General features: G+C 64.1%; 23 protein-coding genes. 10 read left to right on the plus strand and 13 right to left on the minus strand.

Features of this window, described 5'->3' with window-relative positions:
* Positions 1 to 50: 50 nt before the first annotated feature.
* The 3 genes from F8237_RS06735 to F8237_RS06745 form a co-directional block, all read right to left on the minus strand.
* Complete coding sequence (locus tag F8237_RS06735; RefSeq protein ID WP_151643066.1) at positions 51 to 1,265, minus strand: acyl-CoA dehydrogenase; 1,215 nt, start codon at positions 1,263 to 1,265, stop codon at positions 51 to 53.
* Positions 1,266 to 1,457: 192 nt separating this feature from the next.
* Complete coding sequence (gene ribB, locus F8237_RS06740; RefSeq protein ID WP_151643068.1) at positions 1,458 to 2,534, minus strand: 3,4-dihydroxy-2-butanone-4-phosphate synthase; 1,077 nt, start codon at positions 2,532 to 2,534, stop codon at positions 1,458 to 1,460.
* A 169-nt stretch (positions 2,535 to 2,703) separates the two neighbouring features.
* Entirely contained in the window at positions 2,704 to 4,434 is a 1,731-nt protein-coding gene (locus F8237_RS06745; protein ID WP_151643071.1) for a cation:proton antiporter, read from the minus strand.
* Between the two features lie 67 nt (positions 4,435 to 4,501).
* Here F8237_RS06745 and F8237_RS06750 point away from each other — a divergent pair, with 67 nt between their 5' ends.
* Both F8237_RS06750 and F8237_RS06755 read left to right on the plus strand, forming a co-directional pair.
* On the plus strand, positions 4,502 to 5,029 hold the full coding sequence (locus F8237_RS06750) for a DUF3124 domain-containing protein (RefSeq protein ID WP_162005903.1): 528 nt from the start codon (positions 4,502 to 4,504) through the stop codon (positions 5,027 to 5,029).
* Positions 5,030 to 5,259: 230 nt separating this feature from the next.
* Positions 5,260 to 6,492 carry an aminotransferase-like domain-containing protein gene (locus tag F8237_RS06755; RefSeq protein WP_151643075.1) on the plus strand — a complete coding sequence of 411 codons (1,233 nt, stop codon included), beginning with the start codon at positions 5,260 to 5,262 and terminating at the stop codon, positions 6,490 to 6,492.
* Positions 6,493 to 6,498: 6 nt separating this feature from the next.
* Here the strand turns inward: F8237_RS06755 and F8237_RS06760 are convergent, their stop codons facing one another.
* Positions 6,499 to 6,771 (minus strand): helix-turn-helix domain-containing protein, encoded by a 273-nt coding sequence (locus tag F8237_RS06760; RefSeq protein WP_015687820.1) that lies wholly within the window; start codon positions 6,769 to 6,771, stop codon positions 6,499 to 6,501.
* 157 nt (positions 6,772 to 6,928) lie between these two features.
* Here F8237_RS06760 and F8237_RS06765 point away from each other — a divergent pair, with 157 nt between their 5' ends.
* Both F8237_RS06765 and F8237_RS06770 read left to right on the plus strand, forming a co-directional pair.
* Positions 6,929 to 7,381, plus strand: a complete 453-nt coding sequence (locus F8237_RS06765) for a hypothetical protein (protein ID WP_162005904.1) — start codon at positions 6,929 to 6,931, stop codon at positions 7,379 to 7,381.
* 95 nt (positions 7,382 to 7,476) lie between these two features.
* A complete protein-coding gene (locus F8237_RS06770) occupies positions 7,477 to 7,698 on the plus strand; it encodes a hypothetical protein (protein ID WP_151643079.1) in 222 nt (73 codons plus the stop codon).
* A gap of 69 nt (positions 7,699 to 7,767) precedes the next feature.
* On the opposite strand, the gene F8237_RS06775 is transcribed toward F8237_RS06770, so the two are convergent.
* Positions 7,768 to 8,586: an aldo/keto reductase gene (locus F8237_RS06775; RefSeq protein ID WP_151643081.1), complete on the minus strand. Its 819-nt coding sequence runs from the start codon at positions 8,584 to 8,586 to the stop codon at positions 7,768 to 7,770.
* A 254-nt stretch (positions 8,587 to 8,840) separates the two neighbouring features.
* On the opposite strand from F8237_RS06775, the gene F8237_RS06780 reads away from it, so the two are divergent.
* Complete coding sequence (locus F8237_RS06780; protein ID WP_151643083.1) at positions 8,841 to 9,062, plus strand: hypothetical protein; 222 nt, start codon at positions 8,841 to 8,843, stop codon at positions 9,060 to 9,062.
* On the opposite strand, the gene F8237_RS06785 is transcribed toward F8237_RS06780, so the two are convergent.
* From F8237_RS06785 to F8237_RS06800, 4 genes are all read right to left on the minus strand, one after another.
* A complete protein-coding gene (locus F8237_RS06785) occupies positions 9,059 to 10,624 on the minus strand; it encodes an alkaline phosphatase D family protein (protein WP_151643085.1) in 1,566 nt (521 codons plus the stop codon). The genes F8237_RS06780 and F8237_RS06785 overlap by 4 nt on opposite strands.
* A 117-nt stretch (positions 10,625 to 10,741) precedes the next feature.
* Positions 10,742 to 11,161, minus strand: a complete 420-nt coding sequence (locus F8237_RS06790) for a hypothetical protein (protein ID WP_151643087.1) — start codon at positions 11,159 to 11,161, stop codon at positions 10,742 to 10,744.
* A gap of 108 nt (positions 11,162 to 11,269) precedes the next feature.
* Positions 11,270 to 12,271, minus strand: coding sequence for an NAD(P)H-dependent flavin oxidoreductase (locus F8237_RS06795; protein WP_151643089.1), 1,002 nt, complete (start codon positions 12,269 to 12,271; stop codon positions 11,270 to 11,272).
* Between the two features lie 62 nt (positions 12,272 to 12,333).
* Positions 12,334 to 13,071 (minus strand): SDR family oxidoreductase, encoded by a 738-nt coding sequence (locus F8237_RS06800; RefSeq protein ID WP_151643091.1) that lies wholly within the window; start codon positions 13,069 to 13,071, stop codon positions 12,334 to 12,336.
* A gap of 159 nt (positions 13,072 to 13,230) precedes the next feature.
* Between F8237_RS06800 and F8237_RS06805 the strand changes: the two genes are divergently transcribed.
* Positions 13,231 to 13,713 (plus strand): winged helix-turn-helix transcriptional regulator, encoded by a 483-nt coding sequence (locus F8237_RS06805; protein WP_162005905.1) that lies wholly within the window; start codon positions 13,231 to 13,233, stop codon positions 13,711 to 13,713.
* Positions 13,714 to 13,752: 39 nt separating this feature from the next.
* On the opposite strand, the gene F8237_RS06810 is transcribed toward F8237_RS06805, so the two are convergent.
* Both F8237_RS06810 and F8237_RS36240 read right to left on the minus strand, forming a co-directional pair.
* Positions 13,753 to 14,127: a PRC-barrel domain-containing protein gene (locus F8237_RS06810; RefSeq protein ID WP_151643095.1), complete on the minus strand. Its 375-nt coding sequence runs from the start codon at positions 14,125 to 14,127 to the stop codon at positions 13,753 to 13,755.
* A gap of 274 nt (positions 14,128 to 14,401) precedes the next feature.
* Positions 14,402 to 14,560 (minus strand): hypothetical protein, encoded by a 159-nt coding sequence (locus tag F8237_RS36240; RefSeq protein ID WP_167527461.1) that lies wholly within the window; start codon positions 14,558 to 14,560, stop codon positions 14,402 to 14,404.
* A gap of 174 nt (positions 14,561 to 14,734) precedes the next feature.
* Between F8237_RS36240 and F8237_RS06820 the strand changes: the two genes are divergently transcribed.
* Positions 14,735 to 14,995 carry a hypothetical protein gene (locus F8237_RS06820; protein WP_162005906.1) on the plus strand — a complete coding sequence of 87 codons (261 nt, stop codon included), beginning with the start codon at positions 14,735 to 14,737 and terminating at the stop codon, positions 14,993 to 14,995.
* A gap of 542 nt (positions 14,996 to 15,537) precedes the next feature.
* Here F8237_RS06820 and F8237_RS06825 read toward each other — a convergent pair.
* The gene (locus F8237_RS06825) at positions 15,538 to 15,732 is read right to left on the minus strand and encodes a hypothetical protein (RefSeq protein ID WP_151650475.1); all 195 of its coding nucleotides are present in this window, start codon (positions 15,730 to 15,732) and stop codon (positions 15,538 to 15,540) included.
* A gap of 95 nt (positions 15,733 to 15,827) precedes the next feature.
* Here F8237_RS06825 and F8237_RS06830 point away from each other — a divergent pair, with 95 nt between their 5' ends.
* From F8237_RS06830 to F8237_RS06840, 3 genes are all read left to right on the plus strand, one after another.
* The gene (locus F8237_RS06830) at positions 15,828 to 16,337 is read left to right on the plus strand and encodes a DUF305 domain-containing protein (RefSeq protein WP_151643099.1); all 510 of its coding nucleotides are present in this window, start codon (positions 15,828 to 15,830) and stop codon (positions 16,335 to 16,337) included.
* Between the two features lie 214 nt (positions 16,338 to 16,551).
* Complete coding sequence (locus F8237_RS06835; protein WP_151643101.1) at positions 16,552 to 22,845, plus strand: HAMP domain-containing protein; 6,294 nt, start codon at positions 16,552 to 16,554, stop codon at positions 22,843 to 22,845.
* A gap of 14 nt (positions 22,846 to 22,859) precedes the next feature.
* Positions 22,860 to 24,350 carry a sensor histidine kinase gene (locus F8237_RS06840; RefSeq protein WP_151643103.1) on the plus strand — a complete coding sequence of 497 codons (1,491 nt, stop codon included), beginning with the start codon at positions 22,860 to 22,862 and terminating at the stop codon, positions 24,348 to 24,350.
* On the opposite strand, the gene F8237_RS06845 is transcribed toward F8237_RS06840, so the two are convergent.
* Positions 24,347 to 24,568, minus strand: a complete 222-nt coding sequence (locus tag F8237_RS06845; protein ID WP_151643106.1) for a hypothetical protein — start codon at positions 24,566 to 24,568, stop codon at positions 24,347 to 24,349. The genes F8237_RS06840 and F8237_RS06845 overlap by 4 nt on opposite strands.
* Between the last annotated feature and the right edge of the window lie 39 nt (positions 24,569 to 24,607).

Below are 24,607 nucleotides of genomic sequence, written 5' to 3' on the forward strand. Positions count from 1 at the left end.
AAGGCGGACGATGACAGCGGAGCAAAACAATCGCCACAGTGCTCCTTGGCTCAGAAAAACGCCTGAATGCCCGTGATCGCGCGGCCCAGGATCAGGGCGTGGACGTCGTGGGTGCCCTCGTAGGTGTTGACCGTTTCGAGGTTATGGACGTGGCGCATCACGTGGTACTCGGCCGAGATGCCGTTGCCGCCGTGCATGTCGCGCGAGACGCGGGCGATGTCGAGGGCCTTGCCGCAATTGTTGCGCTTCATGATCGAGATCATCTCGGGGGCGAACTTGCCCTCGTCCATCAATCGGCCGACGCGAAGCGAGCCCTGGAGGCCGAGCGCAATCTCGGTCTCCATGTCGGCGAGCTTCTTCTGCACCAGCTGGGTCGCGGCGAGCGGCTTGCCGAACTGCTTGCGATCGAGCGTGTACTGGCGGGCGCGGTGCATGCAGTCCTCAGCGGCGCCGAGCACGCCCCAGGAGATGCCGTAGCGCGCACGGTTGAGGCAGCCGAACGGGCCCTTGAGGCCGGAGACGTTGGGCAACAGGGCGCTCTCGGGGACCACGACGCCGTCCATCACGACTTCGCCGGTGATGGAGGCACGCAGCGAGAGCTTGCCGCCGATCTTCGGCGCGGACAGGCCCTTCATGCCCTTCTCCAGCACGAAGCCGCGGATCTGGTTGTCGTGCTCGGCCGACTTGGCCCAGACCACGAACACGTCCGCGATCGGCGCGTTCGATATCCACATCTTGCTGCCGGTCAGGCGGTAGCCGTCCGAGACCTTCTCGGCGCGGGTCTTCATGCCGGCCGGATCGGAGCCGGCGTCCGGCTCGGTCAGGCCGAAACAGCCGACCCACTCGCCGCTGGCGAGCTTCGGCAGGTACTTCTTGCGCTGGTTCTCGTCGCCATAGGCGTAGATCGGGTACATCACCAGCGAGGACTGCACCGAGTTCATCGAGCGGTAGCCGGAATCGACCCGCTCGATCTCGCGCGCCACGAGGCCATAGGCGACGTAGCTCGCATTGGCGCAGCCATATTCCTCCGGCAGCGTGATGCCGATCAGGCCGAGCTCGCCCATTTCGTTGAAGATCTCGCGATCGGTCTTCTCTTCGAGATAGGCCTTGGTGACGCGCGGCAGCAGCTTGTCCTGGGCGTAGGCGCGGGCGGTGTCACGCACCATGCGCTCGTCTTCGGTGAGCTGCTCGTCGAGCAGGAACGGATCGTCCCACTGGAAAGAAGCCGCAGCCGGCTTGTCCTTGGCCTGGGGGCGCGCGCTCATGAAACGTCCTTTCGCATCTGGTTCCGTCAAGAATTGCCCGACAAACTAAAGCGCCGCGGCAACAAGTGCAATTGCGTCCTGGTTTCTGTCATTCCGGGGCGACGCGAAGCGTCGAACCCGGAATCCTCTTGCTCACTGCTTCGAGATTCCGGGTCTGGCGCTTTCAGCGCCATCCCGGAATGACACTGCATGTCAGCTTTCAAGCTGCTCGTTGGCAACGATCTCGATGCCGAAGCCCGACAGGCCTTTGTAATCGTGCACCGACGAGGTGAGATGACGGATCGAGGTCACGCCGAGATCACGCAGGATCTGCGCGCCGACACCGACCTCGCGCCACTGGCGGTTGCGATCGGCTTCCGTCGCGCTCTCATCAGGCAGCGCCGCCACGGGGACACCAGCCGCGCCGTCGCGGAGGTAAACCAGCACGCCACGGCCGGATTTCTTGAAATGCTCGAGCACGGCCGCCATCCGCTTGTGGCCGGTGAAGATGTCCTTGACGATGTTCGGCTTGTGAAAGCGCGTCAGCACGTTCTTGCCGTCGCCGACCCCGTTATAGACGAAGGCGACGTGGGCGATGGAATCGAACGGCGAGCGGTAGGCATAGCCCTGCAAGGGACCGATCGGGCTCTCGGTGACGAAGGTCGAGACACGCTCGATCAGCTTTTCGCGCGCCTGGCGATAGGCGATCATGTCGGCAATCGTGACGTGCTTCAGCTTGTGCTGGGCCGCGAAGCGGGCGACCTGCTCGCCCTTCATTACGCTGCCATCGTCGTTCATCAACTCGCTGATGACGCCGACCGGCGGCAGGCCGGAGAGCTTGCAAAGGTCGACCGCGGCTTCGGTGTGACCGGAGCGCAGCAGCACGCCGCCATCCTTGGCGATCAGCGGGAAGATGTGGCCCGGACGGGCGAAGTCGTTGGCGCCGGCATTGGGATTGGAGAGCGCGCGGCAGCACGAGGCGCGTTCCTCGGCCGAGATGCCGGTGCCGCCATCGGGCTTGTAGTCGATCGAGACCGTGAACGCGGTGGTGTGCGCGGAATCATTGTGGGCGACCATCGGGTCGAGCCGGAGGCGGCGCGCATCCTCGGTGGTGATCGGCGCGCAGACGATGCCGGAGGTGTGGCGGATGATGAACGCCATCTTCTCCGCGGTGCAGAGCGAGGCGGCGACGATCAGATCGCCTTCACCCTCGCGGTCGTCGTCGTCGGTGACGACCACGAGCTCACCCCGGGCAAAAGCCTGCAAGACTTCCTGAACGCTATCGGGCATTTCCCAATCTCTATCGGTTATGAGCCGGAGGCTTAGCCGGACTTGGGGCCAAGCGCTAGTCTCCCCGGCGCAACCACATATGCCGGACGGCAAGCCTGCCAGAGGGCTTGCACCGGGCATACCAGGGATATAGGCGCGAACGGGCTCGGGAAGAAGCCGTCCGGCACCGTCAGGGCAGCACTTCGCGCCGCTCGCCGAGCCGCAGATCAAGCTCGGCGCGCTTGTCGGCCAGCAGGCCGGCCTGGGCGGCTTCGATCACGGTAAACAGCTCATGAGCGTCGCTGAGCCGGGTCACCGTGACGTAGCTGGCGCCGGCCTCGTAGAGCTCGCCGACATCGGCCAAGAGGTCGGCCGTCGCCACGATCAGGGCGGTCGGGTTGAGCGCGCGGACGTGGCGGACCAGCTTCTCGTTGGTAGCACCCTTGAGCAGTGAATCCGGCACGCTGAGGATGATCATCTCGGACTTGCCGACGCCGGCATGGAGCAGCGTATCGACATTGCTGATGTCGCCATAGATCACGTGCAGGCCGCGCGACAGCAGCGTCTGGTACACATTCGGGTTGAAATCGACCACGGTGATCTGCTCGAGCAGCACCGGCGTCTGCCGTTCGATCTCGGCCAGCAGCGCGCTCGCCGCGCGGAAAAAGCCGAGAATGACGATGCGGCGGGCCTCGCCATGGCCGCCTTCGTGCCCATCCTCGCCATGGCCGTTGCCGTGGTCGAGATCGCGCAGGCCGATCCGCTTCAGCGGACCGATCGCCCAGCGGGTGATCTCGTCGCTGCGGCTCATCGCGAAGGTCGAGAGCACGGCGAGCACCACGAAGGCAAAGGAGGCCGCATTGGCCGTCTCGGCCGCGATGTGGTGGTCGGAGACGCCGGTCTGGATCACCACCAGCGAGAATTCGGAGATCTGTGCGAGGTTGAGCGCCGGCAACAGGCTGGCGCGCAGGCCCTGCTTCATCAGATAGAGCGGAGTGAAGGTCGTGACGAGACGGCTCACCACCGTGAATGCCGCGATCAACAGCGCCAGCCCGATCACGGACAGGCCGGGCACGGGAATGGTCATGCCGAGCGCGACGAAGAACAGCGTGATGAAGAAGTCGCGGAGCGTGGTGACCTTGGCGGTGACGTCGAGCGCGTAGGGAAAGGTCGAGAGCGAGACGCCGGCAATCAGCGCTCCCATCTCGCGCGACAGCGAGAGCCGCTCGGCGGTCTCGGCGACAAGGAAGCACCAGGCAAGCGCGCCGAGCAGGATCAGCTCGGGGCGACGGGCGATCTGGTGAAACAGGCGCGGCAGCACGTAGCGGCTGACCAGCAGGGCTGCTGCGACCAGCACCGCGACGCGGCCGATCGACAGCAGGATGACGCTGGCCTGCAGATTGGCAAGGCTCGGCTGTACCGCGAGGAACAGGATGGCGAAGATATCCTGCAGCACCAGCACGCCGAGGGTGATGCGGCCGGGCAGCGTGTCGAGCTCGCGCTTCTCGTAGAGCACCTTGACGATGATCACCGTGCTCGACAGCGCGCAGGCGACGCAGAGATAGACCGCGTCGAAGTGCCCGCCGCCGAGCGACAGGCCGATTCCGATGAAGAACAGCACTCCGAGCAGGCAGCCTCCAATCAGCTGGGCGCCGGCGGCGAACAGGATCACCTTTCCCGCCCGCACGATTTTCTTCAGGTCGATCTCGAGCCCGATCATGAACAGCATGAAGATCAGCCCGAGCTCGGAGATGACGCTGATCGATTCCTGCGAATGGACCCAGCCGGCGCCGAATGGACCTATGCAGAAGCCGGCGATAAGATAGGCCAGGATCAGCGGTTGCCGGGTGAAATGGGCGAGCAGGCCCAGCATCCAGGCAAACAGAATACAGAGAGTGATGTCGCGAATGAGCTCGTGCATACCAAATTGGTCCGTTTTGCCGCACCCTAGAGCCAGGTTCCGCCGCGGCAAGCGAGCAATTCGTCACATGCGATCGGCGCTTTTCGCAGCAATACTGCTATGCCCCCTCGCCTCTGCCGTGCCCGCGGCCGCGCAATCCAAGGTCAATATCGAACAAAACTTTGCCGATTCGCTCGCCGCACTGCCGAAGGAGGAACTCGCCGTCTCCGGGGGGTTCTACGTGCCCGCCTATTCCAGTGTCGCGATGAGCCAGGGCAAGCTGCGTGTCGACTTCTCGGTGACCCTGAGCGTGCACAACGCCTCCGAGACCCAGCCGCTGGTGGTCAAACGCATCGCCTATTTCGACACCGCGGGCAAGCAGGTCGAGACCTATCTGAAGGCGCCGGTCGCCTTGAAGCCGCTGGCCACCGTCTCGATCTTCGTTCCGACCGACGACGTGCGGGGCGGGACCGGGGCCAATTTCCTGGTCGACTGGGCCGCAACCGGCGAGATCGCCGAGCCTGTGGTCGAGGCCCTGATGGTTGGCGGCGTCGCCAATGCGCATTACGCTTTCATCAGCCAGGGCCGTCCGACCAGGACGGCGGGGAAAAAATAGAAAACCCGAAAACAACCCCATGCACAGTAGGCCCAATCCGCAAAATCAATGACTTGCCGGCCCACGCGACAGAAATACGGATTTTACGAATTTAATTTGACGCGTCGGGCAAAACACTGGCATGATGACATCGTCGAAATCCCGGCGCCCGGTTGGCATCAGGCAAGACGCTTACTAAAAATTGCCGCTCAATAAAAATACCCACCAATAAAAACACGAGGAATGCCCCCATGACGTCCAGCTTCGATTTCGCGCCCCTGTTTCCTCAGGGGCTGCCCGCCCCCTCCGCGCGCTGGACGGGCCTCGCCAAATACAGCTTTGTCGGGGGCAACAACGATTCCGAGCAATTGCCGCTCGAAGGCCTGATCGAGGCGACCAATTCCGCCCTGCAAAAGGAAGGTCGATCACTCGCCACTTACGGGCTGGCGCATGGTCCGCAGGGCTATTTGCCCTTGCGCGAATTCCTGGTGACGAAACTCAAGCGCGATGCCGGTATCAATTGCACGGTCGACGATCTCATGATCGTCTCCGGCTCACTGCAGGCGCTCGATCTCGTCAACGCGACGCTCCTGACGCGGGGCGACACCGTGATCTTCGAGCAGGACAGCTATCAGGGCTCGTTGACCCGTCTGGCCCGGCTCGGCGTCAACGTAACAGGCATTCCGCTCGACGAGGACGGCATGCGCATGGACGCGCTGGCCTCGACGCTGGCGGACCTGAAGAGCCGCGGCATCCGTCCCAAATACATCTACACCATCCCGACCGTGCAGAACCCGACCGGCAGCATCATGCCGGAAAGCCGCCGCGCCGAGCTGGTGCGGCTCGCGGCCGAATACGGCGTGCCCATCTTCGAGGATGATTGCTATGCCGACCTCGTCTGGTCCGGTCAGCGGCCGCCGGCGATCCATGCGATGAGCCCGAACGGCGGCGTGATCCATATCGGCTCGTTCTCCAAGTCGATCGCGCCGGCGCTGCGCGTCGGCTTCATCGTCGCGCCCTGGGATGTGATGTCGCGGATGCTGGCGCTGAAGACGGATGCCGGCTCGGGCGCGCTGGAGCAGATGGTGCTCGCCACCTATTGCAAGCCGCACTTTTCGACCCACGTCCCGGCGCTGACGAAGGCGCTGCGCACCAAGCTCGATACGCTGATGGAAGCCCTCAACGAGCAGTTCGGGACCGCAGCCGAGTTCGAGGAGCCGAAGGGCGGCATCTTCCTGTGGGTCAAGCTGCCCGACCAGGTCGATACGCTCAAGCTGTATCAGGCCGCGCTCGCCGCGGGCGTGTCGATCAATCCCGGGCCGGAATGGTCGACCGACAAGAGCCATTCCAGCTCGCGCCTCAGGCTATGCTTTGCGAGCCCGTCGCATCAGCAGATCCGCGAGGGCGTCGCCGTGCTGGCCGAAGTGTGCCGCAAGGAATTCGGCGTGCCGGCCCGCAGCGCCAATGTCGAGAAGCGGGTCTAGCGGTTATTACGCAGCCTGGGGCTGGCTGCCGTGAATGGCGGACGCCAGCCGCAGCAACAGCACGATCGAGACGTTGCCCTTGCCGGCCTCGATCTGCGCGATGTAGCGCTCGGAAATCCCGGAGCGGCGGGCCAACTCCCGGCGCGACAGCTCGCAGCGGGCACGCGAGGATCTCAAGCGTTCGCCCAGCTCGGCCAGAAACGCGGTCTCGGAATGAGGCGGCAGGGCACGGCTCCCCGGCAGCACTTCACCCGCAAAATCCATGACTTGATTCAGCATCGGCCTATCCACGTTCGCCTTCGGGAGCGCCATCCTACCCTTGCTACGACCGGCCTCATTGACGCGGATCAAATTCGCGCGCGATTGGCACCTGGCGTGGACGGCGGCGCGCGGAATGCTACACTTTGGAATGGTTCGGGGCCGGGTTTTGCAAACCATGACACGTTGTTTGAGCCGCTGCACGACAGCGGCGCTGCTGTGGGTTGCGTTCACGCCCGCGGCCGGCGCCGAGACGCTTTCGGCGACGGTCGAGCAATGGGGCCTGCTCGGCTCATGGGCGGTCGATTGTGCAGCCCGCCCCGACCGCGACAAGGGCGCTCTCCTGACTTACGAAATCCGGAAGGACGGCCGGGTGATGTACCGGCGCAACTTCGGCGACGTCAGGGACGAGAGCGAGGTGGTGTCCGCCACAGTCAACGCCGAAGGCTTGCTCAATGTGATGGTGTACTTCCCCTCGCTGAAGCAGACGCGTGAGTTCGGCCTGCTGCTCTCAAAGCAAGGTAGCTTGCGCGCGATCTACAATCGCAGCGAGCGCGGCGAGTACACCATCAGGGACGGCAAATACGTCGCCACCGGCGCGCCAACGCCGCAGCAGCAACGTTGCGATTAACCACCTGAACAAGCGTTCAGAATTCTCTTGCCATTCCTCCGGAACGTTCCCGCCAATGCGCGGTTCTCATTGGCATTGAATTGGAGGAGGACATCATGAAGAAGCTTGGTTATGTGATTGCGGCTCTCGGCGCGCTCGCGATCGTGGCGCCGACGATGGCGAGTGCCGAGACGGTGGTGATCAAGCGCGGTCATCATCATGGCTACGGCGCCCGCGCCGAAATGCGCGAGCATCGTGACCATGGCTGGCATCGCGGCTGGCACCATCGCGACCGGGTCGTGGTGGTCAAGCGCGGGCACCGTCACCACTGGGATTGATGCGTAACGCATCATGGAAATGGCCCTTACGGGGCCATTTCTTTGCGTCTGAAAAGCGTGCTGGCGAAGCTAATCCCACGCCGGCGCAAAGCCCGGATTGACGCAGCGCTTGTCCTTGGGCAGCGCGGCGATCTTCTTGCGGTCGGCATCGTCGAGCGTGATCTTCAGCGCGTCGAGATTGGCCTGCTGGCTCTCGCGGCGCGACGCCTTCGGGATCGCCGCGACGCCGTCCTGGTCCAGCAGCCATTTCAGCGCCACCTGGGCCGCGGTCGCATCGTGCCTGGCGCCGATCTCGGCCAGCACCGGATCGGAGGCGATGCGCCCCTGCGCCAGCGGGCAGTAGGCGACCAGCGGAATCGACTTGGCGTTGAGATAGGCCAGCACCTTCGATTGATCGAGCATGGCGTGATATTCGATCTGGTTGCAGGCGATCGGCGCCTTGATGTCCTCGACCGCAATCTTGAGCAGCGCCGTGGTGAAATTGGCAACGCCGATCGCCCGCGTACGCCCCTCTTCCTTCAGCTTCATCAGGGTCTCGAACACCGCGCCCCAGTTCGCCGACTTCGACGGCCAGTGCACGAGATAGAGATCGACATGATCGAGCCTGAGCTTCTGCAGGCTGGCGTCGAAGGCGCGGCGGATCGCGTCCGGGCTTAGGTTCTCGTGCCAGACCTTGGTCGTGACGTGCAGCTCGCCGCGCGGCAGGCGGGCGGCCGCGAGCGCGGCGCCGATGGGTTCTTCGTTGGCGTACATTTCAGCGGTGTCGATGTGGCGATAGCCGATCGACAGCGCGCTCTCGACCGCGGCGCGGCAATCATCGCCCTGCATGCGGAAGGTGCCGAGGCCGAGCTTGGGCATGCTGATGCCCTGCGTCTTCAGATGGTCCATGAGTAGCTCCTGACGTATTTCAGCCCGCCGGATGCACACGGTGAGGCCGCGAGGACAGACTCTTTGGTGATGGAAAAGAGATGGCGGGAGGACACCATAGCGCGCCGCCCGAACGAGACCAAATCAAGATCCGGTTAGCTGAATAGCCGGCGGGCATCGCCGTGACAGTCAAACGGCATTTCAGATGAGCGCCCTCTCCTGCCAACGTCGAACCCATCGCGGTCATTCCGGCCGCAAGCAATCAGGAGACGATCATGAAACCGCTTTGGACGATGGCCTTTGTGGCAGCAGCTCTTTTCGGTGCAGTTCCCGCGCATGCCGACGGTTTTGCCTATACGGGCTCCCCCAAACAGGGCGAATTCTTTGTCCGGCAACTCGCCGCGCCGCGAACCCCTGACTGGATGAACGCGCGAGCAGAGGCCCCGCACCCTGCGCCCCGGCCCGTGCGCGGCGGCATCGGCCTGCGAATGCCCTAGGAATGCTGCGCCACCACGGCCGGGCGCGCCTGCGGCTGCGGCACGAGTTCGACCGACCAGAGATCGCGATCATCGACGTCTTTCAGCGTCACCGTCATGACGCCGCTGTCGCCGTCGATGTCGACACGCCCGAAGAATTGCAAACCGAAGCAGGGCGCCAGATTCTCGCCCTGCGCTTCGCTGCATCCGTGCTGGTACATCGCGACCGGGCCGAAGGTGTCATCGAGCTCGCCCGGCCCCCAGGTGCCGGCATGCAGCGGCCCGGAGACAAACTCCCAGAACGGCTCGAAATCCTGGAATTGCGCCTTGTTGGGATCGTAATAGTGCGCGGCGGTGTAATGCATGTCGGCGGTGAGCCAGACGATGTTGCGGACGCCCGCACGCTTGATGGCGGCAAGCAGATCGGCGATCTCGTGCTCGCGCCGGTCGGGCGGCCCGTTGCCGAGCGCGACGGCATCCATGCTGACGAGGCCAATCGGCAGGTCGGCCGCGATCACCTTCCAGGTCGCACGCGAGGCGGCGAGCTCCCGCTTCAGCCAGGCGAGCTGCTCGGCGCCCAGGATCCAGCCACGGTGATCGTCGCCCTTGTTCCAGTTGTCGTCGCGATAGCTACGCATGTCGACCATGAGAACGTCGAGCAGCGGACCGTAGGAGATCTTGCGATAGACCCGCCCCTGCCTCGCACCGATGTCACGGATTGGCATGAAATCGAAGAAGGCGCGGCGGGCGCGCGCGACGAGGCGCGGGGTGCCATCGTCCTCATAGCCGGCGTCGTCGTAGCTCCCCTTCGGCGACCAGTCGTTGGTGACTTCATGATCGTCCCATTGCGCAAACATCGGGACCTCCGCGTGGAACGCGCGAAAATGCTCGTCGAGATGGTTGTATTTGTAGTTGCCGCGGAACTGCGCCAGCGTATGCGCGACCTCGGCCTTTTCCTCGGTGACGATGTTGCGCCAGACTTCGCCGTTCGGCAGCTTCTGCTCGGACGGAATCGTGCAGTCGGCGTAGATGTGGTCGCCGGAGTGGATGAAGAAATCGGGGCGGTTGTCGAGCATGGTGCGATAGCTGCGATAGCCGCCGCGGGCGATGTCGATGCCCCAGCCCTGCCCTGCAACATCGCCGGACCACAGGAACGAAATCGACCGGCCCTCGGCCGGCGCGGTGCGGAAATGGCCGACCCGGCTTTCGCCGGCGATCCCGGTGGCGATGTCGTCGAAGCGCACGCGGTAGAAGATGTCCTGCCCGGGCGGCAGGTCGCTCAACAGCAGCTTTGACGTGAGATCAGCATCCGGCAACGCATCGCGCGACGCTGATGCAATGATGGTCCTGAAACTCTCGACGGTCGAGCATTCCACCTGCATGCGCGCCGGCCGATCGGCGCGTGCCCAGATCACCGCCGAGCCGTCCGAGACGTCGCCGGACTGGATGCCGCCGGCGATCTGCGGGCGGTCGGCGGCACGACTGATCGAGGGTTTCGCAAGCGCAGCGATGGCGAGACTTGAGGTGGAGCGGACCAGGAACTGCCGCCGGGTCCAGGCGCGCGGGGCGCGGAGCGTTGCCATTCAGGAAACTTTCGTCGAATCCCGACGGAAGGTGCCTGCGCTCCTTGACTCCCGGCTTACGGTTTCTTGACTCCGGGCCTACGGTTTTGCGACGCGGGGATGACGGCCTCAGACCGACTAGCGCTTCCAGCTGCAGATGCCGCCGGAACGACACGGCCAGGTCTGGATCCGGGTGTCCATCGCCTGCGCGTCCAGCGGATTGCCATGGCGATGCGCGAGCCTGGTGCGCGCTGCGCCGCGCGGCTGGGCGCTTCTGGCATGCGCGATCTTTGGCTCGGACACATTCACGCGCTGGGCGGCGACCTTCTTCGGCACGCCGACCGGCTCGGCGCGCGCCTGCGCGTCATTGCCGCCGCGCGCCTCGAGTGCGACCGGCGCGAATTGCGTCTCGGGCCCGAGCCGCTTCGGAGACAGCACCGCCTTGGAGAGATCGAGGCCGAGATATTCATTGGGCTTGTAGTCGTCTGCACGCGCGAGGCCGCCACCCGCGAGGACGAGGGCAACGGCAGCAGCAAGATAAACGCTCTTCAGGACCACGGACGCCTCCTGAAATCATTTATGAAAGGGCTAATTTACCCTTATTTAGGAGGCGTCGCGCGCAATTCCAGCGGTCAAGTGCCGCCGTGGTTAAGAGGTTTGGCGGTGTCAGGCGACCTTTCGCGCTGGTCCCGTTCCGTCCAGGAACCCCATCAGGCGGCTGCGGATGATCTGTTCCGCCTCGGCCATGATGCGATCGACCAGTTCCTTGCAGGTTGGGATGTCGTGGATGAGGCCGGCAACCATGCCGCAGCTCCAGGCGCCAGCGTCCATCTGCCCGTCCAGCATGATCCTGGGATAGACGCCCGCCACCTGGTCGTGGATGTCGTCGATCGTGAGCTTGTCGCCCTTCTCGCGCTCGATCTCGAGCAGGCGATCGACATTGGCATTCTTCAGGACACGCTCGGTGTTGCGCAAGCTGCGCATGATCAGACGGGTGTCGAGCTCGGTCGCCGCGACCAGCGCGTTCTTCACGTTCTGATGGACAGGCGCTTCCTTGGTCGCGATGAAACGCGTGCCCATGTTCATGCCGGCCGCGCCGAGCGACAGCGCGGCGACGAGGCTGCGTCCGTCGGCCATGCCGCCGGAGGCGACGAACGGGATCTTCAATTCCTCCGCCGCGCGCGGCAGCAGGATCATGTTGGGAATGTCGTCCTCGCCGGGATGACCGCCGCACTCAAAACCGTCGACGCTGACGGCATCACAGCCGATCCGCTCGGCCTTCAGCGAATGGCGAACCGACGTGCATTTGTGGATCACCTTGATCCCGGCCGCCTTCAGCGCGGGCATGTAGGCTTCCGGACTGCGGCCCGCGGTCTCCACGGACTTGACGCCCCCTTCGACGATGGCCGCGATGTATTCCGGATAGGGCGGCGCCGAGAAGGTCGGCAGGAACGTCAGGTTCACGCCGAACGGCTTGTCCGTCATGTCGCGACAGCGCGCGATCTCCTTGGCAAGCAGCTCCGGCGTCTTCTGCGTGAGACCGGTGATGATGCCGAGCCCGCCGGCATTGGAGACGGCAGCGGCCAGCTCGGCAAAACCGACGAAATGCATGCCGCCCTGGATGATGGGATGCTCGATGCCGAACAGTTCGGTGATCGCGGTCTTCACTTCAGTACCTCCCGGAATTTTGCTTGGGCTTAGATCAGTCTAGCCGGACTTCCGTGTCGCGGTCACCATTTCTCGCCGAAGGGGCGGATCTCCATCTCGAAAGTCCAGGCGCTCTTGGGCTGCTGATAGAGCTGCCAATAGGAGTCCGCCACCGCCGACGGCGGCATCAGCAGATCGGGATTGTCGAGCGCATTCGGGCCGAGCGCCTCGAGACGGCGCTGCCGCACCCATTCGGTGTCGACGCCGGAATCGATGATGAGATGGGCGACGTGAATGTTCTTCGGCCCGAGCTCGCGGGCCATCGCCTGCGCTACCGCGCGCAGCCCGAACTTGGCGCTGGCAAACGCCGCAAAACCGCCGCCGCCGCGCAAGCTTGCGGTCGCGCCGGTGAAGAAGATCTTGCCGCCGCCGCGCGCCAGCATCAGCCGCGCAGCTTCGCGGCCCGCCAGGAAGCCGGAATAGCAGGCCATCTCCCAGACCTTGCGGAACACGCGCTCGGTGGTGTCGAGGATCGGAAAATTGACGTTGGCGCCGACGTTGAAGATGCAGACCTCCAGCGGTGCATGCGCGTCGGCGTCGTTAAGGAAGGAGATGACTTCTTCTTCCTTGCGCGCATCGAGCGACCGGGCGTGGATCTCGCCGCCGGCAGCCTCGATGTCCTTCACCAGCGGCGCCAGCTTGTCGCCGTTGCGGCGGCCGGCGAAGACCGAAAAACCTTCAGCGGCGAATTTCCTGGCGATCTCGGAGCCGATGAAATCGCCGGCCCCGATCACGGCGGCTGTCGAATTTCGCTTGGGCAAGGCTGCCTCCTCCGGAGAGAGAATTGATTGAGGCAGAGGCTATAGTTCTAAAATAGAACTGTCAAACTTGGAGATCAGCTGATAGATTCAGGCTGAAATATCGCTGACCATTCAAGTCAGTTCCTTTTTCTGACTTACTATAGGGCCGGAGACCGGACCATGAAGTGGGACACGCTGGACGAAGAGCCCTGCTCGCTTTCCCGCACCGTCGCTGTGATCGGCGATCGATGGACGCTGCTGATCCTGCGTGAATGCTTCTTGCGCGTGCGCCGGTTCGAGCAATTTCAGTCCTCGCTCCAGATCACCCGGCATCTGCTCTCGGAGCGGCTGAAGAAGCTGGTCCGCTTTGGCATCCTGCGCCGCGCGCCCTATTCGGAGGCGCCCAAGCGCTACGAATACATCCTGACGCAGAAGGGGCTCGACCTCTACCCGATCATCATGGCGATGGTGCATTGGGGCGACGCCCACATGGGCGACGAGCGCGGCCGCCCGCTGCTGCACGAGCACAAGACCTGCGGCAAACTGTTCGATCCCGTGATGGTGTGCTCGGAATGCGGCGAGCCGCTGCATGCCAGGCAGGTGCATGTGCATGCAGGGCCGGGGCGGAGGGAAGCCGTCGGGCTAACTGAGGCTGCCCGCTGATGCACCGCAGGTCATCGGACTTCCCACGGAGCAAAGCGTCTATGCGAAGGGAACACCGTAATAGGCGTTGATGCCGCGAACCGCGGCGTCGTCTCCCCAGTTCCAGTCGCTGCGTTCGCCGTATTTCGGCGCGCCTTCGAGCGCCGTGGCGGTAATGCCGGTGAGGTAACCGCCAAGCTCGGTGTCGTATTTCAGCGACTGCCAGGGCAAGGGATAGTGATCGTTCCCGAGGCCCAGGAAGCCACCGAAGCCGAGCACGGCGTAGGATACCTTGCCACTGACCTTGTCGATCATCACGCGCTCGATCGAACCGATCTTGTTGCGATCCGCGCCGTAGACCGATGTTCCCTCGACCTTGTCGCTGCCGATCAGGCGGCCCATTTCGCTCCGGTCCAACTCACCCTGGTTCATCATTTCGATTCTCCATTCGCCAATCCGTGGATCAACCGGACTTGGAAATGATCGTTCCAAACCGCATCGTGAGCCAAAGTGCGACGCAAAGAAGCGAACCTAGTGAGAGAATGCGGATGATTCACGCGGCGACAGAAAGTCGAACATCTCGGCCGCGGCGTGAAGCCGCTCAATACGCGCGGCAACGCAATCGCGCTCAATGCCAACTGGCAAACTTGCGAGCTCGCGCTCGAGTCGCAGCCTCTGGGCTTCCAGACGTTGCTCGAATGTATGGGGCTCAGATCGTCGTCGCATCGTCCATCCTCGGGGGTTGCAGGCCCGGGCTGTTGGCCCAGCGCTCGACTTGTTCGATCACCTTCTGATGGCTCGGACGCACCGGCTGCGGCGGTTCGGGCTCTTCAGAAAGCTGGCGGGGTAACCTGACTTTGTCTGTCATGGGCTGTCTCCCTTTTCCCAAAGATGCGCCTGAGCGAGAGGCATTTCAAGATATAACTTATTGATTTTATTTGATTATCCTACTCAATCGACACCTTTGCGGACTCCTAGGGAACTCGCAGCAAATTGGCGCGTTTAGCAAATTGCTCAACTTACTCACGATGCGTGATCGACCATGAACGACCTTCGCGCCGAGCGGCTTCAAGTGATGCTTTCCCCGGAAGAGCTGGCTGCGGTTGATGATTTCCGGTTCAAGCACCGCATGCCGACGCGCGCCGCTGCGGTTCGCGAGCTGCTCAAATTCGGACTGGCATCCGCAGGCATCGAGACCAACATCGGCTCATCAACGGGCGTCAAATCCAGCGAATTTGGTGTCTTCGGCCGCGGTCCGGAGGGACACGCGCCGGGAAAATCCGAGAGTGATGCCGAGGATTGAGTGCGCTCTCACACAAGCAAACGACCCCGGCACGGTGGGTGCCAGGGCCGTCCTTGGAGATTGCTTCCGGCTCACCGGGGGCATGATAACCGGAAGCAATCTGTCGACTCTTCGCGCGAGGATTCGTTCCCGGCTCTATTTCTGGAGCATGATCTTCCGGATCATGCCCTAGCCGCTCGGCGCGGCGCCGGCATCATCCGGCGTCATGCCGGAGCCCGGCGTCTTGCTGTCGTCGTTCAGCTTGGGATCGCGCGTCGCCTCACGCGCGGACGCCTCGAATGTTCCGGGACGCGGGAGAAGCTTCGCTAGCTATGCACGGCGTGGGTCGCGGCAGATGCATTTTCCTGATGCACCTGGCGGACCGTTGTCACTGTCGCGAACGCGACCGAGACGCCGAAGGCGAGAACGAGTGAGAGAAGAGCAAGACGTGGAGCCATTGCAAAACCTCCTTGTGGAAAAAGCGATCGACTATTCCCAGATGATCCTGGATTGGTCGCTTGCAGTCCGTGAGTGGTCTCACACGCGGAGTCACGAGAACGAGATCAGGCATCCTGCGTTTGGAGGACCCGAACCTTGACGGGAGGGATTTCGCCGTCGAGCCAGTCCTGCTCGTTTGCAAGCGCCATCCACGCCTCCGCCATCCGCGAGTAGCGCTTGTGTGTGGGTTGGCCTTCGGCGCGCTCGGCGAGCTGAAGGCAGTTGTCGGCGTTGTCCCTGAAGATGTCAGACTGTTTCATCATGAACAGTTGGGGACGGAACCCTGGCGTCGCAACCGCCCTTACCGCATCGTAACGTAACGGGAACCTCGCACGCCTTCGATCATTGGATATCGATGAGGATTCTTGTCGCAATCATCCTGCTATTCGTCATCACCGGGGCGTTCGCCGACAACACCGGTGAGCGAACAGACGGCCAGCGCCCGCCGACCGCAACGGATGTCATCGTCGGCCTCTATACGTTCGGCCGCTTCCAGCAAGCTTTGCTGGAGAGTGCCGACCTGAAGGGCAATGCGGAGGTGAAGAACCTCGCCGCCCTGCGCGCCGACGAGGCAGTCAGGCGCGACAAGGCCCTGAAGGAAATTCAAGTGGCGATCGGTGCCGAGCCACACGTCGGCAAGACCATGGCCGGCACAAGCCTCGCTGAGCCCGACGATTCGGAAGGACCTGCGTACGTTCGCACCTTCTTCGCCGCGCAGATTCCTGAATACGAGACCGCGATCGGCCTGCTGGAGCGCTATCTGAAGGCGCCCGACAATGCGGCGCTTGCCGATTTTGCCCGCGAGCAGCTCCCCTTGCTGCGCTCGCAGGTGAGGGACGCCGAGCGGACGATGGCGGACAAGTAATTAGCTGAGCCGGGAACCCTGCTAAGGGGCGGAATTTTTTCTGGAATTCGATGGAACCAATCGTTGTTCCCTCGGTTGTTTTGGCCGGGCTGAGCTAAGCAGGTTCCAATTTCTCGCGCCGCAGCCTTGGCGCTTGATTTCGAATTTGGCTGCCGCTCTAGTTTGATCAATCGCGTCGCGCCGGGGATTCGGCCGACGCAGCGGGGGAATTAGTATGAGCGACCTCGATCCCGGAACTGCATCACGCTCCGGTCGTCGCGTCCCAAAGCCAAAAAACAACGGTATGTCGGAGCCGGATTCCCGGCCGGAATTGCTGCTCGCCTTGCAGGCGATGCGCAGCGGCGATTTCTCGGTGCGGATGAGCGGCGACTACCTCGGCATCGACGGCAAGATCGCCGATACGCTTAACGAAATCATCGCCGCCAACCAGCGCATGGCGCAACAGCTCGAGCTGGTCGGCCAGGTCGTCGGACGTGAGGGCAAGACCCGCCAGCGCGTCAAGTTCGGCCTCGCGAGCGGCTCGTGGGCCGACATGGAAGGCTCGGTCAACACGCTGATCGACGATCTGTTGTGGCCGACGCGCGAGGTCACGCGTGCGGTCGCCGCCGTGGCGCAAGGCGACCTGCTCCAGACCGTCAAGCTCGACGTCGACGGCCGCCCGCTGCGCGGCGAATTCCTGCAGTCGGCGACCATCGTCAACACCATGATCAAGCAGCTCGGCGTGTTCACCTCCGAGGTGACGCGCGTGGCGCGCGAGGTGGGCACCGAGGGCAAGCTCGGCGGCCAGGCCCAGGTGCCGGAAGTGACGGGCGTCTGGAAGGACCTCACCGAGAGCGTCAACTCGATGGCGAACAATCTGACCAACCAGGTTCGCAACATCGCCGAGGTGACGATCGCGGTGGCGAACGGCGACTTGTCGAAGAAAATCACGGTGGACGTCCGCGGCGAGATCCTCCAGCTCAAGGAAGCCATCAACACGATGGTGGATCAGCTGCGCTCCTTTGCCTCCGAAGTGACGCGCGTGGCGCGCGAGGTCGGCACCGACGGCAAGCTCGGCGGCCAGGCGATCGTGCCCGGCGTCGCCGGCACCTGGAAGGACCTCACCGACTCCGTCAACGCGATGTGCGGCAACCTCACCGCCCAGGTGCGCAACATCGCCAACGTGACGACCGCCGTGGCGCGCGGCGACCTGTCGCGCAAAATCACGGTCGACGTGCGCGGCGAAATCCTGGAGCTGAAGGACACCATCAACACCATGGTGGACCAGCTCAACTCGTTCGCCTCGGAAGTGACACGCGTCGCGCGCGAGGTCGGCACCGAAGGCAAGCTCGGCGGCCAGGCCCAGGTGCCGGGCGTGGCCGGCACCTGGAAGGACCTCACCGACAACGTCAACTTCATGGCGTCGAACCTGACCGCGCAGGTCCGCAACATTGCAGACGTCGCCACCGCGATCGCCGGCGGCGACCTCTCCAAGAAGATCACTGTGAACGTCTCGGGTGAAATCCTTCAGTTGAAGGAAACGCTCAACACCTGCGTGGACCAGCTCAATGCGTTCGCCGGCGAAGTCACGCGCGTTGCGCGCGAAGTCGGCACGGAGGGCCGGCTCGGTGGTCAGGCCAACGTGCTCGGCGTCGCCGGCACCTGGAAGGACCTCACGGAAAGCGTCAACTCGATGGCGTCGAACCTGACCGCGCAGGTCCGCAACATCGCCGAGGTGACGACCGCCGTCGCCGGCGGCGACCTCTCCAAGAAGATCACAGTGGACACGCGCGGCGAGATTCTGGAGCTGAAGGACACCATCAACACCATGGTGGACCAGCTCAACGCCTTCGCCGGCGAAGTCACGCGCGTCGCGCGCGAGGTTGGCACCGAAGGCAAGCTGGGCGGTCAGGCCGTCGTGCGCGGCGTCGGCGGCACGTGGAAGGATCTGACGGACTCCGTCAACTCGATGGCCTCGAACCTGACCGGCCAGGTCCGCAACATCGCAGAAGTCGCGACCGCGGTCGCCAAGGGCGACCTGTCCAAGAAGATCACCGTGAACGTGTCGGGCGAAATCCTTCAGCTGAAGGAAACGCTCAACACCATGGTCGACCAGCTCAACGCCTTTGCCGGCGAAGTCACGCGCGTCGCGCGCGAGGTCGGCACCGACGGCAAGCTCGGCGGCCAGGCCGACGTGCCCGGCGTCGCCGGCACCTGGAAGGATTTGACGGACTCCGTCAACTCGATGGCCGGCAACCTCACCGCCCAGGTCCGCAACATCGCCGAGGTCGCGACCGCGATCGCCGGCGGCGACCTGTCGCGCAAGATCACCGTCGACGTGCGCGGCGAAATCCTTCAGCTCAAGGACACGTTGAATACGATGGTCGACCAGCTCAACCGCTTCGCGGGGGAGGTGACGCGCGTCGCGCGCGAGGTCGGCACCGAAGGACGGCTGGGCGGCCAGGCCAACGTGCCCGGCGTCGCCGGCACCTGGAAGGACCTGACCGACTCCGTGAACTCGATGGCGGGCAACCTCACCGCCCAGGTCCGCAACATCGCCGAAGTGACCACCGCCGTCGCGCGCGGCGACTTGTCCCGCAAGATCACCGTGGACGTGAAGGGCGAAATCCTCGAGCTGAAGAACACCATCAACACCATGGTGGACCAGCTCAACGCCTTCGCCGGCGAAGTGACGCGCGTGGCGCGCGAGGTCGGCACCGAAGGCAAGCTGGGCGGCCAGGCCGAGGTGTCCGGCGTCGCCGGCACCTGGAAGGACCTCACCGACAACGTCAACTTCATGGCCTCCAACCTGACGGCCCAGGTCCGCAACATCGCCGAGGTCGCCACCGCGATCGCCGGCGGCGACCTCTCGAAGAAGATCACGGTGGACGTGCGCGGCGAGATCCTGCTGCTGAAGGACACCCTGAACACCATGGTGGAGCAGCTCCGCTCCTTCGCCGCCGAAGTGACGCGCGTGGCGCGCGAGGTCGGCACTGAAGGACGTCTCGGCGGTCAGGCCGTCGTGCCCGGCGTCGGCGGCACCTGGAAGGACCTCACCGACAACGTCAACCTGCTGGCCGCGAACCTCACCACGCAGGTCCGCAACATCGCCGAGGTCACCACGGCCGTCGCGCGCGGCGATTTGTCCCGCAAGATCACCGTGGACGTGAAGGGCGAAATCCTCGAGCTGAAAAACACCATCAACACCATGGTGGACCAGCTCAACGCCTTCGCCGGCGAAGTCACCCGCGTGGCGCGTGAGGTCGGCACCGAAGGCGAGCTCGGCGGCCAGGCACAGGTGCCCGGCGTCGCCGGCACCTGGAAGGACCTCACCGACACCGTCAACTTCATGGCGGCGAACCTGACCGAGCAGGTCCGCGGCATCGTCAAGGTGGTGACCGCGGTCGCCAACGGCGATCTCAAGCAGAACCTCACCGTGAAATCGAAGGGCGAGGTCGCGGCACTCGCCGACACCATCAACAACATGACCGAGACCCTTGCGACCTTCGCCGACCAGGTGACCTCGGTGGCGCGCGAGGTCGGCGTCGAGGGACGGCTCGGCGGCCAGGCCGACGTGCCGGGTGCGGCAGGCACCTGGAAGGACCTCACCGGCAACGTCAACCTGTTGGCGGCCAACCTCACCTCGCAGGTGCGCGCGATCGCGGAAGTGGCAACCGCCGTGACCAAGGGCGATTTGACACGATCGATCCAGGTCGATGCCCGCGGCGAGGTCGCCGAGCTGAAAGACAACATCAACACGATGATCACGAACCTCCGTCTGACGACGGACGTGAACACCGAGCAGGACTGGTTGAAGACCAACCTCGCCAAGTTCACCAACATGCTTCAGGGCCAGCGCGACCTCGCCACCGTCGGCCGGCTGCTGCTCACCGAATTATCGCCGCTGGTGAACGCTCATACCGGCGTGATCTACCAGGTCGAGAACGAGGACAATCCGCAGCTCGTGCTGCTCGCCTCCTATGCCGGCGACGGCATCTACCCGTACCAGCGCGTGCTGCCATTCGGCGACGGCCTGATCGGCCAGTGCGCGCTCGACAGGCGGCCCCGCGTCATCGCCGACATTCCGGCCGACGTGGTGCCGATCAATTCGGCGCTGTTCCGCGTCGCACCGAAGAACCTCGTCGTGCTGCCGGTGCTGTTCGAAGGCCAGGTCAAGGCCGTGATCGAGCTTGCCTCGCTCACCTCCTTCACGACCTCGCAGATGACCTTCCTGGAGCAGCTCACCGATTCCATCGGCATCGTGCTCAACTCGATCGAGGCGACGATGCAGACCGAAGGTCTGCTCAAGCAGTCGCAGCAGCTCGCCGGTGAGCTCCAGACCCAGCAGCGCGAATTGCAGCAGACCAACGACCAGCTCGAGCAGAAAGCGCAACAGCTCGCCGAGCGTAACGTCGAGGTCGAGCGCAAGAACCAGGAAATCGAGCAGGCCCGCCGCGCGCTGGAGGAAAAGGCAACCGAGCTCGCACTGACCTCGAAGTACAAGTCCGAATTCCTCGCCAATATGAGCCACGAGCTGCGCACGCCGCTGAACTCGATCCTGATCCTGGGTCAGCAGCTCACCGACAACCCGGACGGCAACCTCACGGGCAAGCAGGTCGAATTCGCCCGCACCATCCACGGCGCCGGCACCGACTTGCTCAACCTGATCAGCGACATTCTCGATCTCTCCAAGATCGAGTCCGGTACGGTGACTGTCGATGCCGAGGAAATCCTGACGGCGAACCTGCTCGAGACCGTCGGGCGGCCGTTCCGGCACGAGGCGGAGAACCGCAATCTGTCGTTCAAGATCGACGTCGATCCGAACCTCGCGCGCAGCATCGTCACCGACTCCAAGCGCCTGCAGCAGGTCCTGAAGAACCTGCTCTCCAACGCCTTCAAGTTCACCGCCGAAGGCGAGGTGCGCCTGAAGGTCGCCGCCGCTGTCGGCGGCTGGGGCACGGATCATCCGGTGCTGAACTCGGCTCCGGCCGTGATCGCGTTCGAAGTGTCCGACACCGGCATCGGCATTCCCCTGGAGAAGCAGAAGCTGATCTTCGAGGCGTTCCAGCAGGCCGACGCCGGCACCAGCCGCAAATACGGCGGCACCGGCCTCGGCCTTGCCATCAGCCGCGAGCTCGCAGGCCTGCTCGGCGGTGAAATCCATCTGCGCAGCGCGCCCGGCAAGGGCTCGTCCTTCACGCTGTATCTGCCCCTGAAATATTCGGGCCCAACACTGGCGCCGCGTCCGCCTGCGCCGCAGCAGCACAATCAACCACCGGCATTGCAGCCCGCCACGCCCGAGCAGCAACGCGTCATCGAGCAGATTGCCGACGACAGGCTCAACCTGGAACCCGGCGACAGCATCCTGCTCATCGTCGAGGACGATCCGCACTATGCGCGTATTCTGGTCGACCTCGCGCGCGACAAGGGATTCAAGGTTCTGGTCGCCGCGCAGGGCGCGGAGGCGCTGGAGCTTGCCAAGCAGTACCAGCCGCGGGCTGTCTCGCTCGACGTGTTCCTGCCGGACATGCTGGGCTGGACGGTGCTGAGCCAGCTCAAGCACAATCCGCTGACCCGCCACATCCCCGTGCAGATCATCACGCTCGACGAGGACCGCCAGCACGCCCTGGCGCGCGGCGCCTTCTCCTTCGTCAACAAGCCGACCACGACCGAAGGGGTCTCCGCCGCGCTGACGCAGATCAAGGAATATGCGCGGCCGCGGCGCAAGCGGCTCTTGATCGTCGAGGACAACGAGGCCGAGCAGATGTCGATCCGCGAGTTGCTGCATCACGACGACATCGAGATCGTGACGAGCGATACCGGCGCCGGCGCGCTATCGACGCTGCGCGAGGAGCCCTGCGACTGCGTGGTGCTCGACCTGCGGCTGCCCGACATGAGCGGCTTTGATGTGCTCGACCAGATCCGCAACGATGAGACGCTATCGAACATTCCGGTTGTGGTCTTCACCGGCCGGGAACTCTCGGCGGAAGAGGATGCCGAGCTTCACACCATGGCGCGCAGCATCGTGGTGAAGGGCGTGGAGTCGCCGGAGCGTCTGCTCGACGAGACCGCGCTGTTCCTGCATCGCGTGATCACGGAACTGCCGGTCGAGAAACAGCGCATGCTGGAGAAGCTGAACAGTTCCGACGAGGACCTGATCGGCAAGACCGCCCTGCTCGTCGACGACGACGCCCGGAACATATTCGCGCTGTCGAGCGTGCTGGAACGCCGCGGCATGAAGGTGCTGACGGCGACGACGGGCCGTGAGGCGGTGACGCTGGTCGAATCCAACCCGGAGATCGCCATCGTGCTGATGGACATCATGATGCCGCAGATGGATGGCTACCAGACCATCGGCGTCATTCGCGAAAACCCGGCCTTCGCCCGCCTGCCGATCATCGCACTGACCGCCAAGGCGATGAAGGGCGACCGCGAGAAATGCCTGGAGGCCGGCGCGTCCGACTACCTCGCCAAACCCGTCAACACCGACCAATTGCTGCTTGCGATCCGCATGTGGCTGCACCGTTGAGTTTGGACCTGCGAATGGACCACGAAAAGGTCAACATCCTCCTCGTCGACGACCAGCCGGCCAAGCTGCTCGCCTATGAGGTGATCCTGAAGGAGCTCGGCGAGAACCTCGTGACCGCCTCGTCGGGCCGCGAGGCGCTGGAGGTGCTGCTCAAGACCGAGATCGCGGTGATTCTGGTCGACGTCTGCATGCCCGAGCTCGACGGCTTCGAGCTCGCCGCGATGATTCGCGAGCATCCGCGCTTCCAGAAGACCGCGATGATCTTCATCTCGGCGATCCAGGTCAGCGACATCGACCGGTTGCGCGGCTACGAAATGGGCGCGGTCGACTACGTTCCGGTCCCGGTCGTGCCGGAGGTGCTGCGCGCCAAGGTCAAGGTGTTCGCCGAGCTTTATCGCAAGACCCGCGAGCTTGAACGGTTGAACCAGGATCTCGAGGACCGCGTGCGCGCCCGCACGGCGGAGCTGGAGAACTCCACCGCAAGGCTGCGCGAAAGCGAAGAGCGGCGCAGCATGGCGATTGCCGCCGGCAAGATGGGGTCCTGGGACTGGGACTGGGTCAACGGCGACTGGATGTGGGACGACGGCCAGTATCGCATTTTTGGCGTGACGCCCGAGAGCTTCAACGTCACCTCGGCGAACATCCAGGCGTTGCTGCACCCTGATGATGCCGACCAGTTCAGTCAGGCTATTGCCGCGTTCAATACGGGGACGCACGCCTATGAAGGAGAGTTTCGCGTCAGCCGTCCCGACGGCGAGGTGCGCTGGTGCGTCGGCACCGCGGCTGCCACGCTGGACCCGAGCGGCCGCGTCGTGCGGGTGAGCGGCGTAACCGTGGACATCACCGAACGAAAGCGCGCGGAAGAGAGACAGAATCTGCTGGCCCGCGAGGTCGACCATCGCGCCAAGAATGCGCTGGCGCTGGCGCAATCGATCGTGCGCCTCACCCGTGCCGACGAGGTCAAGGCTTATGTCAACGCCGTCGAGGGACGCATCAATGCGCTGGCGCGCGTCCACACGATCCTGTCACTGTCGAGCTGGCAAGGCGCCGAGCTCTCCAAGCTGATCGATGAGGAACTTGCACCCTATTCGCTCGGCGGCCAGATCAAGCTGGCGGGTCCCGAGGTTCAGTTGCTGCCGGCGACCGCGCAGACGCTGGCGCTGGCGCTGCATGAGCTCTTCACCAACTCGGCGAAGTATGGCGCGCTGTCGACGCGGTCGGGACGGCTCGCGATCGGCTGGCAGGTCGAGGACGACCATCTCACGCTGACTTGGGACGAGACCGGCGGTCCGCTGGTGGGCACACCGAAGTCCCGCGGCTTCGGTACGCGGAGCCTTCTTGCCAGTGTCGAGTCCCAGCTCGGCGGACAGGCGGAATTCAACTGGCGGCCCGAAGGCCTGTTGTGCCGTCTCGAGGTGCCGCTGACGCGGAAGGGCGTTTCGCCGACCACCCCGGGAAAGTTCGACGCGGCTCCCTCCGAAGCTCTTCAGCGGGCTTCAGGTTAGCGCGACGCGACGACCCTCATACGCGTCATCGGCCGAGACTCGTCGGCGAGACGTCCTTCCAGCCATGCTTCCGTTTGCGAGAGATCGCGCAGCGCCCGCGCGTAGCGTCGGGCTGCGCTCCGCTCGGCGCCGCGCGGCAGCTTGCGTGCCTTGCGCAGCATGTCCGCGGCCGCGTTGCGATAGGCCAGCGAGCGATAGAGAAAGACGACCTTACCCATATCGGAGTTCCCGTGTTGATGCGGTTCATCCTCGCAAGA

This window comes from Bradyrhizobium betae (assembly GCF_008932115.1).
Classification (GTDB): domain Bacteria; phylum Pseudomonadota; class Alphaproteobacteria; order Rhizobiales; family Xanthobacteraceae; genus Bradyrhizobium; species Bradyrhizobium betae.

Excerpts from the sequence above, each read along its gene's own strand:
- F8237_RS06745 (WP_151643071.1), bottom strand. The coding sequence starts at position 4,434 with ATGCACGAGCTCATTCGCGACATCACTCTCTGTATTCTGTTTGCCTGG.
- F8237_RS06825 (WP_151650475.1), bottom strand. The coding sequence starts at position 15,732 with ATGAAACAGTCTGACATCTTCAGGGACAACGCCGACAACTGCCTTCAG.
- F8237_RS06735 (WP_151643066.1), bottom strand. The coding sequence starts at position 1,265 with ATGAGCGCGCGCCCCCAGGCCAAGGACAAGCCGGCTGCGGCTTCTTTC.
- F8237_RS06770 (WP_151643079.1), top strand. The coding sequence starts at position 7,477 with ATGAAGAAGCTTGGTTATGTGATTGCGGCTCTCGGCGCGCTCGCGATC.
- F8237_RS06845 (WP_151643106.1), bottom strand. The coding sequence starts at position 24,568 with ATGGGTAAGGTCGTCTTTCTCTATCGCTCGCTGGCCTATCGCAACGCG.
- F8237_RS06760 (WP_015687820.1), bottom strand. The coding sequence starts at position 6,771 with ATGCTGAATCAAGTCATGGATTTTGCGGGTGAAGTGCTGCCGGGGAGC.
- F8237_RS06755 (WP_151643075.1), top strand. The coding sequence starts at position 5,260 with ATGACGTCCAGCTTCGATTTCGCGCCCCTGTTTCCTCAGGGGCTGCCC.
- F8237_RS06805 (WP_162005905.1), top strand. The coding sequence starts at position 13,231 with ATGAAGTGGGACACGCTGGACGAAGAGCCCTGCTCGCTTTCCCGCACC.
- F8237_RS06775 (WP_151643081.1), bottom strand. The coding sequence starts at position 8,586 with ATGGACCATCTGAAGACGCAGGGCATCAGCATGCCCAAGCTCGGCCTC.
- F8237_RS06820 (WP_162005906.1), top strand. The coding sequence starts at position 14,735 with ATGAACGACCTTCGCGCCGAGCGGCTTCAAGTGATGCTTTCCCCGGAA.
- F8237_RS06830 (WP_151643099.1), top strand. The coding sequence starts at position 15,828 with ATGAGGATTCTTGTCGCAATCATCCTGCTATTCGTCATCACCGGGGCG.
- F8237_RS06765 (WP_162005904.1), top strand. The coding sequence starts at position 6,929 with ATGACACGTTGTTTGAGCCGCTGCACGACAGCGGCGCTGCTGTGGGTT.
- F8237_RS06785 (WP_151643085.1), bottom strand. The coding sequence starts at position 10,624 with ATGGCAACGCTCCGCGCCCCGCGCGCCTGGACCCGGCGGCAGTTCCTG.
- F8237_RS36240 (WP_167527461.1), bottom strand. The coding sequence starts at position 14,560 with ATGACAGACAAAGTCAGGTTACCCCGCCAGCTTTCTGAAGAGCCCGAA.
- F8237_RS06840 (WP_151643103.1), top strand. The coding sequence starts at position 22,860 with ATGGACCACGAAAAGGTCAACATCCTCCTCGTCGACGACCAGCCGGCC.
- F8237_RS06810 (WP_151643095.1), bottom strand. The coding sequence starts at position 14,127 with ATGATGAACCAGGGTGAGTTGGACCGGAGCGAAATGGGCCGCCTGATC.
- F8237_RS06750 (WP_162005903.1), top strand. The coding sequence starts at position 4,502 with ATGCGATCGGCGCTTTTCGCAGCAATACTGCTATGCCCCCTCGCCTCT.
- F8237_RS06835 (WP_151643101.1), top strand. The coding sequence starts at position 16,552 with ATGAGCGACCTCGATCCCGGAACTGCATCACGCTCCGGTCGTCGCGTC.
- ribB (WP_151643068.1), bottom strand. The coding sequence starts at position 2,534 with ATGCCCGATAGCGTTCAGGAAGTCTTGCAGGCTTTTGCCCGGGGTGAG.
- F8237_RS06780 (WP_151643083.1), top strand. The coding sequence starts at position 8,841 with ATGAAACCGCTTTGGACGATGGCCTTTGTGGCAGCAGCTCTTTTCGGT.